The organism is Curvibacter sp. T50, from assembly GCF_057219955.1.
Window position 1 is genome coordinate 215,458 of sequence record NZ_JBXVVU010000004.1, and the last position, 15,882, is coordinate 231,339.

General features: G+C 65.3%; 16 protein-coding genes. 10 read left to right on the forward strand and 6 right to left on the reverse strand.

Features of this window, described 5'->3' with window-relative positions:
• Nucleotides 1-475: 475 nt before the first annotated feature.
• On the forward strand, nucleotides 476-1,723 hold the full coding sequence (locus AC2EBU_RS14275) for an ammonium transporter (RefSeq protein WP_484611192.1): 1,248 nt from the start codon (nucleotides 476-478) through the stop codon (nucleotides 1,721-1,723).
• Between the two features lie 50 nt (nucleotides 1,724-1,773).
• Entirely contained in the window at nucleotides 1,774-2,097 is a 324-nt protein-coding gene (locus tag AC2EBU_RS14280; RefSeq protein WP_484611104.1) for a hypothetical protein, read from the forward strand.
• 19 nt (nucleotides 2,098-2,116) lie between these two features.
• Here the strand turns inward: AC2EBU_RS14280 and AC2EBU_RS14285 are convergent, their stop codons facing one another.
• On the reverse strand, nucleotides 2,117-3,829 hold the full coding sequence (locus tag AC2EBU_RS14285; RefSeq protein ID WP_484611105.1) for a GMC family oxidoreductase: 1,713 nt from the start codon (nucleotides 3,827-3,829) through the stop codon (nucleotides 2,117-2,119).
• A gap of 207 nt (nucleotides 3,830-4,036) precedes the next feature.
• Here AC2EBU_RS14285 and ahpC point away from each other — a divergent pair, with 207 nt between their 5' ends.
• Nucleotides 4,037-4,612, forward strand: a complete 576-nt coding sequence (gene ahpC, locus AC2EBU_RS14290) for an alkyl hydroperoxide reductase subunit C (RefSeq protein WP_484611106.1) — start codon at nucleotides 4,037-4,039, stop codon at nucleotides 4,610-4,612.
• A 228-nt stretch (nucleotides 4,613-4,840) separates the two neighbouring features.
• Entirely contained in the window at nucleotides 4,841-6,445 is a 1,605-nt protein-coding gene (gene ahpF / locus AC2EBU_RS14295) for an alkyl hydroperoxide reductase subunit F (RefSeq protein WP_484611107.1), read from the forward strand.
• Nucleotides 6,446-6,459: 14 nt separating this feature from the next.
• Here ahpF and AC2EBU_RS14300 read toward each other — a convergent pair whose 3' ends face one another.
• Entirely contained in the window at nucleotides 6,460-7,152 is a 693-nt protein-coding gene (locus AC2EBU_RS14300; RefSeq protein ID WP_484611108.1) for a YggS family pyridoxal phosphate-dependent enzyme, read from the reverse strand.
• Nucleotides 7,153-7,188: 36 nt separating this feature from the next.
• Here AC2EBU_RS14300 and AC2EBU_RS14305 point away from each other — a divergent pair, with 36 nt between their 5' ends.
• Genes AC2EBU_RS14305 through AC2EBU_RS14320 form a run of 4 tightly spaced genes read left to right on the forward strand, consistent with a single transcriptional unit; the run spans nucleotide 7,189 to nucleotide 10,988 of the window.
• Entirely contained in the window at nucleotides 7,189-8,232 is a 1,044-nt protein-coding gene (locus AC2EBU_RS14305; RefSeq protein ID WP_484611109.1) for a type IV pilus twitching motility protein PilT, read from the forward strand.
• A gap of 35 nt (nucleotides 8,233-8,267) precedes the next feature.
• Nucleotides 8,268-8,903 (forward strand): cyclic nucleotide-binding domain-containing protein, encoded by a 636-nt coding sequence (locus tag AC2EBU_RS14310; RefSeq protein WP_484611110.1) that lies wholly within the window; start codon nucleotides 8,268-8,270, stop codon nucleotides 8,901-8,903.
• Nucleotides 8,904-8,928: 25 nt separating this feature from the next.
• Nucleotides 8,929-10,065, forward strand: coding sequence for a PilT/PilU family type 4a pilus ATPase (locus AC2EBU_RS14315; protein WP_484611111.1), 1,137 nt, complete (start codon nucleotides 8,929-8,931; stop codon nucleotides 10,063-10,065).
• 8 nt (nucleotides 10,066-10,073) lie between these two features.
• Nucleotides 10,074-10,988 (forward strand): NAD(P)-dependent oxidoreductase, encoded by a 915-nt coding sequence (locus AC2EBU_RS14320; protein ID WP_484611112.1) that lies wholly within the window; start codon nucleotides 10,074-10,076, stop codon nucleotides 10,986-10,988.
• A 46-nt stretch (nucleotides 10,989-11,034) separates the two neighbouring features.
• On the opposite strand, the gene AC2EBU_RS14325 is transcribed toward AC2EBU_RS14320, so the two are convergent.
• Genes AC2EBU_RS14325 through AC2EBU_RS14335 form a run of 3 tightly spaced genes read right to left on the reverse strand, consistent with a single transcriptional unit; the run spans nucleotide 11,035 to nucleotide 12,713 of the window.
• On the reverse strand, nucleotides 11,035-11,691 hold the full coding sequence (locus AC2EBU_RS14325; RefSeq protein WP_484611113.1) for a BON domain-containing protein: 657 nt from the start codon (nucleotides 11,689-11,691) through the stop codon (nucleotides 11,035-11,037).
• Nucleotides 11,688-12,263 (reverse strand): SIS domain-containing protein, encoded by a 576-nt coding sequence (locus tag AC2EBU_RS14330; RefSeq protein WP_484611114.1) that lies wholly within the window; start codon nucleotides 12,261-12,263, stop codon nucleotides 11,688-11,690. The genes AC2EBU_RS14325 and AC2EBU_RS14330 overlap by 4 nt, the downstream gene beginning before the upstream one ends.
• A 42-nt stretch (nucleotides 12,264-12,305) precedes the next feature.
• A complete protein-coding gene (locus AC2EBU_RS14335) occupies nucleotides 12,306-12,713 on the reverse strand; it encodes a YraN family protein (RefSeq protein WP_484611115.1) in 408 nt (135 codons plus the stop codon).
• Between AC2EBU_RS14335 and rsmI the strand changes: the two genes are divergently transcribed.
• Complete coding sequence (gene rsmI / locus AC2EBU_RS14340) at nucleotides 12,713-13,645, forward strand: 16S rRNA (cytidine(1402)-2'-O)-methyltransferase (protein ID WP_484611116.1); 933 nt, start codon at nucleotides 12,713-12,715, stop codon at nucleotides 13,643-13,645. The two genes, AC2EBU_RS14335 and rsmI, sit on opposite strands and share 1 nt — an antisense overlap.
• A gap of 114 nt (nucleotides 13,646-13,759) precedes the next feature.
• On the opposite strand, the gene AC2EBU_RS14345 is transcribed toward rsmI, so the two are convergent.
• Entirely contained in the window at nucleotides 13,760-14,659 is a 900-nt protein-coding gene (locus AC2EBU_RS14345) for an MBL fold metallo-hydrolase (protein ID WP_484611117.1), read from the reverse strand.
• A gap of 125 nt (nucleotides 14,660-14,784) precedes the next feature.
• Here AC2EBU_RS14345 and AC2EBU_RS14350 point away from each other — a divergent pair, with 125 nt between their 5' ends.
• Entirely contained in the window at nucleotides 14,785-15,879 is a 1,095-nt protein-coding gene (locus AC2EBU_RS14350; protein WP_484611118.1) for an NAD(P)/FAD-dependent oxidoreductase, read from the forward strand.
• Nucleotides 15,880-15,882 lie beyond the last annotated feature (3 nt).

A 15,882-nucleotide genomic window follows, 5' to 3' on the forward strand; every position in this document is an offset into this window, starting at 1 on the left:
TGTGGGGCGTGGAAGGCGGGGCAAAAAAAACGCCGCAACAGGTGCGGCGCCAAAGCATCTTGGTTGGATGTCGATCGGGATAATTCTGGGTCTGGTGTCTCCTCGGCCCCTGTGATGTACCGCCGCCTTTGGGTCGGCCGCTCAGCGGCGCAACTGTAACGGGCAGCACCAAAGCTGTGCATTCGGGTTATCCCGCGCGAAACCGGTACGAAATCGTTCCGCGTGTGCACCGTCGTGATCGGCACGCACGCGAAAAGCGGTTCTGTTGCCTGGCATGGCGCTTGCGTGGTTGTGGTCAGTCAGGCCCTGGAGCATGCACATGACCATTCGACAATATGCAGTGGCAGCGGCCTTGCTGGTCGCGTTCATCGCGCCGGTGGCAGCGCAAAGCCCGGAGAGTCTCCCCGGAGCCGCTTCGACGATCACCTTGTCGACGGCGCAGGCGACAGCGCAGGCCGCCCTGGCAACGGTATCCATGACGACATCCCACTTTCCGGCCTTGCAATCGGCTGCCGCATTGAGTTCCGCCGATACCGCCTGGCTGATGGTTTCGACCATCCTGGTCCTGCTCATGAGCCTGCCGGGGATTGCCTTGTTCTACGGTGGCATGGTTCGTCGCAAAAACATGCTCAACACCATGGCGAGTGTGGTCGGAATCGTTGCCCTGGTCAGTCTGCTGTGGTTTGTGGCGGCCTACAGCCTGGCGTTCACTCCCGGTTCGGCCTGGATCGGTGGTCTGGACCGCTGGGGTTTTGCCGGCATGCAACTTGTGGGAGAAGTGGTCTCCGTCAGCCCCCTGGCGCCGAAAGTGCCAGAGAGCGTGTATGCGATGTTCCAGCTGTCGTTTGCCGTGATTACGGCAGCGCTTGTCGTTGGCGCGGTGGTGGAGCGCATGCGGTTTTCCGCCTTGTTGTGGTTTATCACGCCCTGGTGTCTGCTGGTATATGCGCCCATCGCACACTGGGTCTGGGAGCCCGGGGGCTGGTTGGCGCGCTTGGGTGTGCTTGATTTCGCCGGAGGTGCCGTTGTTCATGTCAATGCGGGAGTTGCTGCGCTGGTGTGTGCTTACGCCCTGGGCCGCCGGCAGGGGTACGGACGCGAGCCCTTTGAGCCGGTGAATCTCGGTCTGACCATGACGGGCGCCGCGCTGCTTTGGATGGGATGGTTTGGGTTCAATGCGGGCTCCGCTTTGGCCGCGGACTCCAAAGCCGGCCTGGCGATGTTGGTCACCCATCTGGCCGCCTGTGCAGGCGCGCTCGCATGGATGGCGGTGGAGTGGGTGGTTCGCCGTCGGCCGTCGCTTTTGGGGCTGTGCTCCGGTGTCGTTGCGGGGCTTGTCGCCATCACGCCAGCCGCCGGATACGTCACTCCGAAGTCCGCCATCCTGATCGGGGTCGTTGCCGGGGTCGCGTGTTATTGGGGCGCGACCGGACTGAAGCGTCTGCTGATGGCTGATGATGCCCTTGATGTCTTTGGCGTCCATGCCGTAGGCGGCATGGTCGGTGCGCTGATGACCGGGCTGCTGGCTGATCCCGCCATCGCGGGTGTGCGCGGGGATGTCTGGGTGCAGGCCATTGGTGTGCTGGCGGTTGGTGTTTACAGCGCGGTCATGACCGGCCTTCTGCTCGGCTTCAGCCACATGATGGTCGGCCTTCGTGTCGACGAACAGTCTGAGCAGACCGGCCTGGACATTGCCCAGCACCGCGAACGAGTGGGGCCATAGTGTGGGCGGCCTGATCTGAACGACCAACAGCAGCAAGAACGGAGCCCGTGGTGTCACCTTCGGAACGTTTTGCCATAGCGGCGCATTTGCATGTCTTGCTGCGTCGAAAGACCGGTCGGGTGACGGACACCGAATGGATGGCAGTCAACGCAGAGTACGCCGCGGAAATTGCCCGCTTCTGCCGGATCAATGCTGCGGACGGCACAGCCCCGGAGCTGGCGTCCTGGGCGGACAAACTGGAAGCCTGCCACGCGCCAGGACCCGGCCGAGCCGCAACCGGCGCGTCGCCGCCGGCTTCTCTCGCGCCGACCGCCGCTTCCGAACTATCGCCAACGGCGCCGCCGCAAAGCCGCTATATCGGCGGATTGCGCTAGGCGTGACACGGCCGCAGCTTCAGCCTCCGCCGGCCATGATCCAGCGCGCTGCCTTCTCGGCAATCATCAGTGTGGGGCTGTTGGTGTTGCCACTGGTGATGGTGGGCATCACGCCCGCGTCCACCACCCGCAGGCCGTCGATGCCGCGCACGCGCAGGCGGCTGTCGACCACGGCCATGGGGTCGTCGTCCCGGCCCATCCGGGTGGTGCCGACCGGGTGGAAGATGGTGCTGGCGATGTCGCCGGCCAGTCGCGCCAGTTCGTCGTCGCTCTGGTACTGCGGCCCGGGGCGGAATTCCTCCGGCTGGAACGGTGCCAGCGCCGGTTGCGCCACGATCCGGCGGGTGACCCGCAGGCTGTCGGCGGCCACCTTGCGGTCCTCGTCGGTGGACAGGTAGTTGGGCGCAATGGCCGGCGCGTCCTCGAAGCGCGGACTGCGGATGGCGACCGTGCCGCGGCTGGTCGGGTTGAGGTTGCAGACGCTGGCGGTGAACGCCGGAAAGGTGTGCAGCGGCTCACCGAACGCGTCCAGCGACAGCGGCTGCACGTGGTACTCGATGTTCGGATGCGGCTGCGACGGGTCGCTGCGGGTGAAGGCCCCCAGCTGGCTCGGGGCCATGCTCATGGGGCCGCTTTGCTTGAGCGCATATTCCAGCCCGATCCGGGCCTTGCCCCAGAACGAGTTCGCCAGGGTGTTGAGGGTCTGCACACCCTTGACCTTGAACACCGCGCGGATCTGAAGATGGTCCTGCAGGTTGGCGCCGACCCCGGGCAGGTCGTGGGTGACACCGATGCCATGCTGCTGCAGCAGTGCGCCTGGCCCGATGCCGGACAGTTGCAGGATCTGCGGCGAGCCGATGCTGCCGGCCGACAGGACCACCTCCCTGGCTGCGGTGATCTTCACCATCTGTTTGCCGTCCCAGACCTGCACGCCGGTGCAGCGCTGGCGGCCGTCGGGCTGGGTTTCGATGACCAGTTTCTCGACCTGGGCCGACGTCCAGAGCTCGAAATTGGGCCGGCCATAGCAGGTGGGCCGCAGGAACGCCTTGGCGGTGTTCCAGCGCCAGCCGGCTTTCTGGTTGACTTCGAAGTAGCCCACACCTTCGTTGTCGCCGGTGTTGAAGTCGTCGGTGGCGGCGATGCCGGCCTGCTGCGCCGCCTGCGCGAACGCGTCCAGCACATCCCAGCGCAGGCGCTGCTTGTCGATGCGCCACTCCCCACCCGCCTTGTGGTGGCGCAGCACGGTGCGCCACAGCTCTTCGGGCGCGCTATCCGCGGTGTCCAGCAGCTCTGACGGGGTGCCGCGGGCGCCGTGTGCGGCATTGGCCCCTTTGTAGTGGTCTTCATGCAGGCGAAAGTACGGCAGCGCGTTCTGCCAGGTCCAGCTGTCGTCGCCGGTCAGCTGGGCCCACCGGTCGTAGTCGCGGGCCTGGCCGCGCATGTAGATCATGCCGTTGATGCTGCTGCAGCCGCCGAGGGTCTTGCCGCGCGGGTAGCGCAGGGTGCGGCCGTTCAGGCCCGCGGCCGGCTCGGTCTGGTAGAGCCAGTCGGTGCGCGGGTTGCCGATGCAGTACAGGTAGCCGACCGGGATGTGGATCCAGTGGTAGTCGTCCTTGCGGCCGGCCTCGATCAGCAGCACGCGCCGGCCAGCGTCGGCCGAGAGGCGGTTGGCCAGCAGGCAGCCGGCGGTGCCGGCGCCGATGATGATGGTGTCGAAGCGGGGTGCGCTCATGGCAATGTCTTCTGATGCGACGAGATCGCGAGCTTAGCGCGACCGATGCACGGCGGGCGTAACGGCAATTTGCTGCAATGCAATATAGAACGCCTATCAATAGCTTAGAAAAAACTGAATTCATTAATCGATAGGTCGCCGCTATGATTTAGCCCATCGGATCCACGGACCGACCGCTTTCAGATCAACCAACCCAAGGAGTTCTCCATGTCCCTGATCAACACCCAAGTCCAGCCCTTCAAGACCACCGCCTTCGTCAACCGCGGCGGCAAGGGCGAGTTCATCGAAGTCACCGAAAAGAGCCTGCACGGCAAGTGGTCCGTGCTGATCTTCATGCCGGCTGCCTTCACCTTCAACTGCCCGACCGAGATCGAAGACGCGGCTGACAACTATGCCGAGTTCCAGAAGGCCGGCGCCGAGGTCTACATCGTCACCACCGACACCCATTTTTCTCACAAGGTGTGGCACGAGACCAGCCCCGCCGTGGGCAAGGCCAAGTTCCCGCTGGTGGGCGACCCCACGCACCAGCTGACCAACGCCTTCGGTGTGCACATCCCCGAAGAAGGCCTGGCGCTGCGCGGCACCTTCGTGATCAACCCCGAAGGCATCATCAAGACGATGGAAGTGCATTCCAACGAAATCGCCCGTGACGTCAAGGAAACGGTGCGCAAGCTCAAGGCCGCCCAGTACACCGCCGCCAACCCGGGCCAGGTCTGCCCGGCCAAGTGGAACGAAGGCGCCAAGACCCTGGCTCCGTCGCTGGACCTGGTCGGCAAGATCTGAAAACACGGGCCCCCACGGTCGCTCACGTCGTGTAGCGTCCTGTCCCCCAAGGGGGTCGCCGTTCGCCTTGGGGCGGCCCGGCGGCGAAACAGGTCCTGCACCCGTGAGGGAATAGCCAAGCCGGACGGCGAGAGGGCTGGAGTCCTGCCGTCCGGCTTTTTTTCGCCAAAATTTGCCAATACCCAGCGTCAAATGGACATTTGACGCTATGAAACAAGGAGTAAATCCATGCTCGACGACACCCTCAAGTCCCAACTCGCCGCCTACCTGGAGCGCGTGACGCAACCGTTCGAGCTGGTGGCCTCCCTGGGCGACGACGACACCTCGCGCCAGATGCGCGAGCTGCTCGAAACCATCGCCAGCTTGCGTGCCGACAAGATCACGCTGCGCACAGACGGCCAGGACGCCCGCAAGCCGTCGTTTGCCCTGCAACGCACCGGCAGCGCCACGCAGCTGCGCTTTGCCGGTCTGCCGCTGGGCCATGAGTTCACCTCCCTGGTGCTGGCGCTACTGTGGACCGGTGGCCATCCGCCCAAGGTGGAGCCCGAGGTGATCGAGCAGATCCGGGCGCTGCAGGGCGACTTCCGCTTCGAGGTCTACATGAGCCTGTCCTGCCACAACTGCCCCGATGTGGTGCAGGCGCTCAGCCTCATGGCCATCCTGAACCCGGCGATCCAGACCACGGTGATCGAAGGCGGCGCCTTCCAGCAGGAAGTGACCGAGCGCGAGATCATGGCGGTGCCCATGGTGTTCCTCAACGGCGCGGTGTTCGCCTCCGGCCGCATGAGCATCGAGGAAATCGTCGCCAAGCTCGACTCGGGCGCCGCCGCCCGTGACGCCGCCAAACTCAGCGCCAAGGCGCCGTACGACGTGCTGATCGTCGGCGGCGGCCCGGCCGGCGCGGCCGCGGCGGTGTATGCCGCCCGCAAAGGCATCCGCGTGGGCGTGGCGGCCGAGCGCTTCGGCGGCCAGGTCAACGACACGCTGGCGATCGAGAACTACATCTCGGTCCTCGAAACCGACGGCCCCAAATTCGCCGCGGCGCTGGAAGCCCACACCCGCGCCTACGACGTGGACATCATGAACCTGCAGCGCGCTGACCAGCTCATCCCCGCCGGCGAGCCCGGCGGTCTGGCCGAGCTGAAGCTGGCCAACGGCGGCTCGCTGAAGGCGAAAACCGTGATCCTGTCCACCGGCGCGCGTTGGCGCAACGTCAACGTGCCGGGCGAAGCGGAATACAAAAACAAGGGCGTGGCGTATTGCCCGCACTGCGACGGCCCGCTGTTCAAGGGCAAGGACGTGGCCGTCATCGGCGGCGGCAACTCCGGCATCGAGGCCGCCATCGACCTGGCCGGCGTAGTGAAGCACGTCACCGTGATCGAGTTCATGCCCGAACTCAAGGCCGACGCCGTGCTGGTGAAAAAGCTCCAAAGCTTGCCCAACGTGACGGTGCACACGAACGCCCAGACCACCGAGATCACGGGTGCCGACGGCAAGGTCAACGGCCTGCGCTACAAGGACCGCGCCACCGGCGAGGAGCATCTCGTCCCCCTGGCCGGCGTGTTCGTGCAGATCGGCCTGGTGCCGAACACCGAATGGCTCAAGGGCACGCTGGAGCTGACGAAGTTCGGCGAGATCGTGATCGATGCCAAGGGCCAGACCAGCGTACCGGGCGTGTTCGCCGCCGGTGACTGCACCACCGTGCCGTTCAAGCAGATCGTGATCGCGGCCGGCGCCGGCGCCACGGCCGCCTTGAGCGCTTTCGATCACCTGATCCGCACGCCGGCCCCCATGCCGGCACCGGAAGCCGCACGGGAAGCGGTCGCCGCCTGATCGGCGGTGGGCTCTCAGGCCGGGTCAGCGCGCACGCCAAAGAGGGCCGTGCCGACCCGCACCAGGGTGCTGCCGGCCTGCACCGCAGCTTCCAGGTCGGCCGACATGCCCATGGACAGGGTATCCAACGCGAAGCCCTGCGCGTTGAGCTGGTCGAACAAGGCCCGGGTACGCTGGTGGACGGCCAGCATGCGGGTGAAGTCGTCGGATGGCTCGGGAATGGTCATCAATCCGCGCAGGCGGATGCCGCTCAGGCTCTTGATTGCGTGTGCCAGTTGAGCGGCCGATTCCGGCGCGACGCCGGACTTCGTCTGGCCGCCGTCCACGTTGACTTGCAGGCAAATCTGCAGCGGCGGCAGGGTCGCGGGACGCTGGAGGCTCAGTCGCTGGGCAATGGCCAGTCGGTCGACCGAGTGCACCCAGTGAAAGTGGGCAGCCACCAGCCGGGTCTTGTTGCTCTGCAGGGGTCCGATACAGTGCCACTCGATGGGGAGATCCTGCAGGGCCTGAATCTTCTCCACGGCCTCTTGCACGTAGTTTTCGCCAAAGGCGGGTTGCCCCGCGGCCCAGGCCTCGCGAACAGCCTCCGGCCCAAAGGTCTTTGAAACCGCCAGTAGCCTTATGGAGGCGGGGTCGCGCCCACACTGCCGACATGCGGCATCGATGCGGGCCCGAACGGTCTGGAGCTTGTCGGCAATCGTCGTCATAATGGGCCCGAGCGTAGCAAACCGACCGAGGGATTCGTGGACATCACCCAGCTGCTGGCATTCAGCGTCAAGAACAAGGCTTCCGATCTGCACCTGTCGGCGGGTCTGCCCCCGATGATCCGGGTCCATGGTGATGTGCGTCGCATCAACGTCGAGGCGCTCAGTCACAAGACCGTGTACGCCATGGTCTACGACATCATGAACGACAGCCAGCGAAAGACCTATGAAGAATTCCTGGAGGTGGACTTTTCGTTCGAGATCGAAGGACTTGCCCGCTTCCGGGTCAATGCCTTCAACCAGAACCGGGGTGCCGGCGCGGTGTTCCGGACCATTCCGTCCAAGATCCTGACGCTGGAGCAGCTCAACGCGCCCCGCATCTTCGCCGATCTGGCGCTCAAACCCCGTGGGCTGGTGCTGGTCACCGGACCGACCGGCTCGGGCAAGTCGACCACACTGGCGGGCATGGTGAATCACCTCAACGAGAATGAGTATGGCCATGTGCTGACCATCGAAGACCCGATCGAGTTCGTGCACGAATCCAAAAAGTGCCTGGTCAACCAGCGTGAAGTTGGCCCGCACACCCTGAGCTTCAACGCCGCCTTGCGGTCCGCCCTGCGGGAAGACCCGGACGCCATCCTGGTGGGCGAATTGCGCGATCTGGAAACCATTCGCCTGGCCATGACCGCAGCCGAAACAGGGCATCTGGTGTTTGGCACCTTGCATACCTCCAGTGCTGCCAAGACCATCGACCGGGTTATTGACGTTTTTCCGGCCGAAGAGAAGGACATGGTGCGGGCCATGTTGTCCGAATCGCTGGTGGCGGTGATCTCGCAGACCCTGTGCAAAACCAAGGACGGTTCCGGTCGGGTGGCGGCCCACGAGATCATGATCGGCACCAGCGCCATCCGCAACCTGATTCGCGAGGCCAAGGTCGCGCAGATGTATTCGGCCATCCAGACGGGCAACAGTGTGGGCATGCAGACGCTGGACCAAAACCTCTCCGACCTGGTCAAACGCAACATGATCACGCCGGGTGAAGCGCGCTCCAAAGCCAAGATTCCAGAAAACTTCCCCGGCTGAGTCGCCTGACCACACCAGGGAAATTAGGGGGTTCCATGAAAAATCTGCTCGATGTCCTGCGTGGCAAGTCGGCCAACCAGGAGAACGACGACGCACCGGAGTCGGTGTTCTTTGCCACGGCGTTCGCCGACCACGGCATTTCCGCGGAGGAAGCCATTCCCTGGGAGGCGCGGGCTGTCGAAATCGGTGCCAAGCGCTTCCCCTCGGAAAAAGGGGGTGCGCTGATGCGAAGCCTGTGGGTCAAAGACCATCACATGAAACACCTGCAGGGTCAGGCGATGGACCATCTGGTGCATTTTTTCGATTTTGCGGTGGTCCCTTCGCAGCGCGACGTGATGCGCCAGGACGAATATGGCAGCTTTATGGTCGTCCTGCTCAACGGCTCGATGGCGGTGGAACGCAACCAGCCGTGGGGCGAACGCCTGCGATTGAGCGAGGCCAAACCCGGTGAGGTCCTGGGGGAGATGTCGCTGCTGGATGGCGGCAAGCGGTTCTCCGACTGCACCACCATCGACGAATGCCACATGGCAGTTCTCAGTGCGCAGGCACTGGATGAAATGATTGTGCAGGCGCCCCATCTGTCGGCTGCGCTTATCGGTCTGCTGGCTCGCAAGCTGTCCCTGCGCCTGCGTGCGATGGGAGCCAAGTTGAGCTATCAGCAACGCGGCTGAGGCTCGCGCTAAACCGGAGACAGGAATGGAGCGCGACCAGGCAAGCAAATTCATCAACGACCTGCTGAAGCTGATGATCAGCCGCAACGGCAGCGACCTGTTCATCACGGCCGATTTTCCGCCAGCCATCAAGGTCGACGGCAAGGTGACCAAACTCTCGCCGCAGCCTCTGACAGGGGCACACACCCAGGCGCTGGCGCGCTCGATCATGAACGACAAGCAGTCGGCCGATTTCGAGCGCACGAAAGAGTGCAATTTCGCCATTGCACCGGCCCAGGTGGGGCGATTCCGTGTCAATGCCTTCGTGCAGCAGGGCAAGATCGGCATGGTTCTTCGCCTGATTCCGCAAACCTTGCCGACCCTGGACGGGCTGGGCATGCCCAAGGTGCTCAAGGAACTGGTGCTGGCCAAGCGTGGCCTGTGTATCCTGGTGGGCGCCACCGGCTCGGGCAAGTCGACGACATTGGCCGCGATGGTCGACTGGCGCAACGAGAATTCCTACGGACACATCATCACGGTCGAAGACCCGGTGGAATTTGTGCACCCGCACAAGAACTGCGTGGTCACCCAGCGCGAGGTGGGGTTGGACACCGACTCCTGGGAAGCGGCGCTGAAGAACACCTTGCGTCAGGCGCCCGACGTCATCCTGATGGGCGAGATTCGCGATCGTGAAACCATGGAGCACGCGGTCGCGTTTGCCGAAACCGGCCACCTGTGCCTGGCGACATTGCATGCCAACAGTGCCAACCAGGCGCTGGACCGCATCATCAACTTCTTCCCCGAAGAGCGACGTACCCAGCTGCTCATGGACCTGTCGCTCAACCTCAAGTCCATGATCTCCCAGCGGCTGGTGCCCCGGCAGAACGGCAAAGGCCGTACCGCTGCAGTTGAAATCATGATCAACACGCCACTCATTGCCGACCTGATCTTCAAAGGCGAGGTCGGAGAGGTCAAGGAGATCATGAAGAAGAGCCGCAATCTGGGCATGCAGACCTTTGACCAGGCCTTGTTTGACCTGTTCGAGGCCGAAACCATTTCCTATGAAGACGCACTGCGGAACGCCGATTCCGTCAACGACCTTCGGTTGCAGATCAAGCTGCAGAGCCAGCGCGCCAAGTCGGCTGATCTATCCGCCGGAACCGAACATCTGTCCATCGTCTGATCCCTTTCATGCCCAGTATCAATCCACGTTCCTACGAAACCACCCCTGCGCGCCGCGTTGCCTTTCTCGGTCTGGGTGTGATGGGCTACCCTATGGCCGCCCATTTGGCCCAAGCGGGGCACACCGTCACCGTGTTCAATCGCACCGAACCAAAAGCGATAGCATGGTGTGACGAATTTGCGCCGGGTAATAGCCATAAACATGCCCTAACCCCCCGCCAGGCGGCCCAAGGCGCGGACCTGGTGTTCTGTTGCGTCGGCAACGACGACGATCTGCGCTCGGTGACCCTGGGGGCAGACGGGGCTTTCGCCGGCATGACGCCGGGGTCGGTCTTCGTCGACCACACCACCGCTTCCGCTGACGTGGCAAGAGAGCTCTACGCCGTCGCGCGCGCGGCGGATCTGCATTTTGTCGACGCACCCGTCTCTGGGGGGCAGGCGGGGGCGCAAAATGGGCAGCTGACGGTCATGTGTGGTGGTGACCAGGCGCCCTTCGATGCCGCACGACCGGTTGCCCTGGCGTTCTCGCGCGCCTTTACCCGCATGGGCTCCAGCGGCGCCGGGCAACTGACCAAAATGGTCAACCAGATATGCATCGCCGGACTGGTGCAGGGCTTGAGTGAAGCCGTCGCATTTGGCCAGAAAGCCGGCCTGGACATGAACCAGGTCCTGGATGTGATCGGCAAAGGCGCGGCCCAGAGCTGGCAACTGGACAACCGCGGCAAGACCATGGTGGCCGATCGGTTCGATTTCGGTTTCGCTGTCGACTGGATGCGCAAGGATCTCGGCCTGGTCCTGGAAGAGGCCAGGCGCAACGGCGCACGGTTGCCGGTGACCGCGCTGGTGGACCAGTTCTATGCCGACGTGCAGCAGATGGGCGGCAACCGCTGGGATACTTCCAGTCTGATCCGCCGCCTGCGCTGAGCTGCCCCCCCACTGACTCCAGGGGCGTTTCGCATGAGCTTCCCGGTCAGGTCCGGTTCGCGGCGGGCGGGGTGCTGCCGCCAGGCTCTGGCGCGGGCTTGGGCAGCATGCGCTGCAACTCCTCTTCGCTGATGATCTCCATCACCCGGACGACCTTCTGAACGCCGCCGACGGAACGGGTGATTTCCGTCGCGCGATCGGCTTCGCGCTGGGTGACGCGTCCCATCAGGTACACCGTGCCGCGTTCGGTGACCACCTTGAAGGCGTTGGCAAACAAGTCGCGCGCGTCGACCAGGGATGCTTTCACCTTGCCGGTGATCAGCACGTCATTGGAGCGCTGGCCGAGCGTCGAATTCCCCAGCACCGCCAGATCGTTGATGATGGCGCGCACGTTCTCGACCCGCGAAACGATCTGTTCCACCTGCTGCCGCTCGGCTGCGCCGGGCACCTCGCCGGTCAGCAGAACCTGCCGGTTGTAGCTGGTCACATTGATGTGGGCGCGGTCGCCCAGCGCCTCACGCAGGCGATTGGCCGACCGCAGCTCGATGCCTTCGTCCTCCAGCTGAGCGCCTGAAGTGCGCCGGTCGGTCGCGACCAGCACCGCGCCGCCCACAGCCAGCGGCGCGCAGCCACTGAGCACAGCGCCACCGGCCAGCGCGGCCACAAGAATCCATGCCGCACTGCGGCCCGGGGCAAATTTCATGTCAGGTTCTCCTGTTCTCCAAGCAGATGGCTGTCGACACCGTCACACAGACAGTTCAGGACCAGCAGATGTACTTCGCGGATGCGCGCCGCGCGTTCATGGGGCACACACACCAGCACATCGGTTTCATTCAGTCTGCGGCGCAGTTCCCCGCCGTCGGCGCCGGTGAGCGCAATGACGGTCATCTCGCGCGCGTGGGCTGCGGATGCGGCCTCCTGCAGCAAGGGCCCCTGACCGGTGGTGGAAATCAGCAGGAGCACATCCCCCGGGGCTCCCAAGGCACGCACCTGCCGGGCCAGGTCGGGGGTCCCGCTGGGACCAGAACGGGTGGTCAGGGCCAGCGCCCTCAGTTCGGGTCGCTCCCGTTCGAACGGCCCGACGAATGCGTCCGCGAAATACTGCGCCAGCATGGCGCTGCGACCGGTCGCGCCGACCAGCAGGGTATGGCCACCGGTCACGCAGGCCAGCAGCGCCTGCACTGCGGCGTCGACAGCGCCCGAAAGGGTCGGGGCCAGCTTGTAGTTCAGGTCGGCGCTGTCGATGAATTGCTGTTGTATGCGCGGCTCAAGCATGGGAGGCCATGATACCTGTGGATTGCCGACGTTCTTGGGGTGTTACCCGGCGTCGAATGCCCCTTGGAGCCATTGCAGCCCCGCAGGTTCCACGACGATCACGTCGAAGCGGCATGGCGGGGGTGACGGCAGCCGCATCAGATAGTGGCGCGCGGCAAAAATGATGCGTTGCCGTTTCACGTGGCCGATGCTGGCCGCCGCACCGCCATGGGTCGTGGCACTGCGCTGACGCACCTCGGCAAACACCAGGGTGCCATCCGGCGCGCGCAGAATCAGGTCAATTTCGCCGCCGCCGCGTCCTGGCGTCCGATAATTGCGCGCCAGCAGCCGCAGGCCGGCGGCTTGCAGATGGCGCAGCGCGGCATCTTCGGCGGCGTCGCCCTTCTGCTTGGTGGTGGGCGGCCGGGCTGCCCCCGCCTGCGCCGCGGACCGTTTCGTCAGGAAATCCATTGACCCACTCCTTGAGCGCTTCCTTTGCCCCGGCCCTGAGCGCGGCCCGCGAGGCAGCGGCGCACCAGCATTATCCGCAGGGCGCGCTGTTCGTCGTGGCCACACCCATCGGCAACCTGGCCGACATCACGCTGCGCGCGCTGCATGTGCTGGCCCTCGTCGATGCCGTGGCCTGCGAAGACACGCGCCACACCCAGCAGCTGCTGCGCGCCTACGGCATCGAGCGCCCCGGCGCACAGTTGCTGGCCGTGCACCAGCACAATGAAGCCGAGGCGGCGCACACGGTGATCGACCACCTGCGCCACGGCCAACGCATCGCCTATGTGTCAGATGCCGGCACACCCGCCGTCAGCGACCCCGGCGCGCGCCTGGTGGCCGCCGTACGCGCCGCCGGACTGCCGGTGGTGCCGCTGCCCGGTGCCAGCAGCATCACCACACTGCTCTGCGCCGCCGGCATGACGCAGGAGGGCGGTTTCGTGTTCGCGGGCTTTTTGTCGTCCAAGGCCGCCGAGCGTGAACGCGCCGTGCTGCAGCTGGCCGGTGAGCCGCGCGCCGTGGTGCTGCTGGAAGCGCCCCACCGCATCGAGGCCCTGGCCGGCGCGCTGGCAACCCTCGGCGAGCGACCAGTGACCTTCGGACGCGAACTGACCAAGCAGTTCGAGGAAGTCGCTACCGTGCCCGCCCGCGACGGCCCGGCCTGGCTGGCGGCCGATGCGAACCGTACGCGTGGCGAATTCGTGGTGGTGGTGCACGGCGCCCCCGTAGCGGCGGATGCGGGTGACGACCAGCGCGTGCTCAGGCTTCTGCTGGCCGAACTGCCGCTGAAAACCGCTGTGAAACTGGCGGCGGAGATTACCGGTCGCCCCAAAAACACCCTGTACGACGCGGCGCTGGCGCTGCGAAAAGCCGGTCGGGATGACCAGGAGTCCTGAAAAGATAGCAAACAGTGACCTTTTCACGCTGAGTATCGGCCAACTTTGTTCTGAAACCGGTCAAAAACCCGCGTCCCCCGGCGCGTGAACTGTTTGCGGCCTGCTCGCCGGTGCTCAGGCGCGTGCAAACCGCCCGTCTTCCAGCACCCGCGCGCGGCCTTCGGCCACCAGCTCGTCCAGGTGCTGGGTAATGGTGCGGCGCTCGGCATCGTTCACCCAGACCTCGTCGTAGCCCACCGGGTACGTCAGCCGGCGCTGCACCAGCGCCTCCAGGGTGGAGGGTCCGTCGGCCAGCATCTGCAGCAGCCGTTCGGCGCGCTCGTCGATGCGGGCGGTGAACGCGGCCAGGTGCGCCAGAAAGGCCGCCCGGTCGTTGACCACGCCCCGGTGGTGGGAGGTGACCCACACGCGGGCCGGAATGTCCTGCACCGCCTGCAGCGAGCGCCGGAACGCCGTCAGGCTGGAGGTCGCGTCGCCGTAGTAGGGGCCGAAGCCGGTGAGGTCGATGTCGCCGATGAAGGCCACGCCTTCGGGCTCCACCAGCAGCGCGCAGTGGCCGCGGGTGTGGCCGGGCAGATGAAAGGCGGTCACGCTCACGCCGCCACCCAGGTCCCAGCGCTGGCCGTCGGCATAGGCTTGCGCGTCCGGCCGGGGGTGGTAGTGGAACTTGGCCTCGATCATGGTGCGCAGGCGCTCGCTGGTGTCGGCCGGGTAGCCGTAGTGGCGCGCCAGCCCGGGCCAGCTGCGGGCGGCCTCGACATCAGCCTCGTGTGCCCACACCGCGGCGCGCGGCAGGCGGTGCAGGCCGGCCATGTGGTCTTCGTGCACATGACCCAGCATGACGGCATCGACGCCATCCAGCGCCGGCCCGATGCGGTTGGCCACCAGCGGCGTATCGAAGGCCACGCGCAGGTCCGAACCGGCCACGACCACCTGGTTGCCGTCGGGGTACTTGCCGTTGCGGTCGCCGAAAAATACGGTCACGGGGCCGATCTGCTGGCTGGGGATGTCCATCGTGGTGCTTCAGAGGGGTTGAAGAAGGAACCGTCGCCGCGTGGCGGTCGCGGGCCTGACCATTCATTCTGCCGCAGTGCGCTGTTCGGCTACCGGTGCGGGCGGCGCTCGGCTATCCTCGGGCCATGACAATCGACTTTGACGCAATCGTGGTGGGGGCCGGTGCAGTGGGCCTGGCCTGCGGGTATGCGCTGGCCCGCCAGGGCCACAGCGTGGCGGTGCTGGAGCGTGAGCGCCGTGTGGGTGCGGGCATCTCCTCGCGCAATTCGGAGGTGATCCACGCCGGCCTGCACTACCCGCCAGGGTCGCTGAAGGCCCGTTTCTGTGTCGAGGGCCGGCGCCTGCTGTACCACTTCCTCGATCGCCACCACGTTGCCTACAACAAATGTGGCAAGCTCATCGTGGCCACGCAGGACGATGAACTCGCGGCGTTGGACGCACTGGCCGCGCGCGGCGAGGCCAACGGGGTCGAAGGCGTGACCCGCCTGGACGCCGCGCAGGCCCTGGCCCTGGAGCCGGCCTTGCGCACGGTGGGCGCGTTGCACTCGGCCGAAAGCGGGGTCTTCGATGCGCATGGCTACATGGACGCGCTGGTTGGCGCGATTGAGGCGCATGGCGGCGTGGTAGTGCTGAACTCCCCTTTTCTGGGGGCGACGCCATCGGCCGGACAGGTCGAGGTGCGCATCGGCGGGGACGACCCCAGCACCGTCACCACCCGCCGCCTGATCCTGGCGGGCGGCCTGCAATCGCAGGAAACGGCGACCTGGGTGCAAGGTTTTCCTGAAGAACGCATCCCCGCCCTGCATTACGGCAAAGGCAGCTATTTCGCGCTGACCGGCCACGCGCCGTTCCAGCGCCTGATCTATCCGCCGCCCATTCCGGGCGCGCTGGGCATTCATTACCGGCGCGACCTGGGGGGGCAGGCCCGCTTCGGGCCGGACCTGGAGTTTGTCGATGCGCCGGACTATGTCGTCGATCCAGCTCGGGTGAGGTATTTCGAGGACTATGTGCGCCGCTTCTGGCCGGGGCTGCCTGACGGCGCCTTTTACCCGGACTATGCCGGCATCCGTCCCAAACTGCACGGGCCTGGCCAGCCACAGCGGGACTTTGTCATCGACGACAGCCAACCGGGGGTGATCGCCTTGTTCGGCATCGAAAGTCCGGGCCTGACCTCGTCACTGGCGATCGGCGAACATGTCGCCGGTCTGGCGCGACTCTGACGT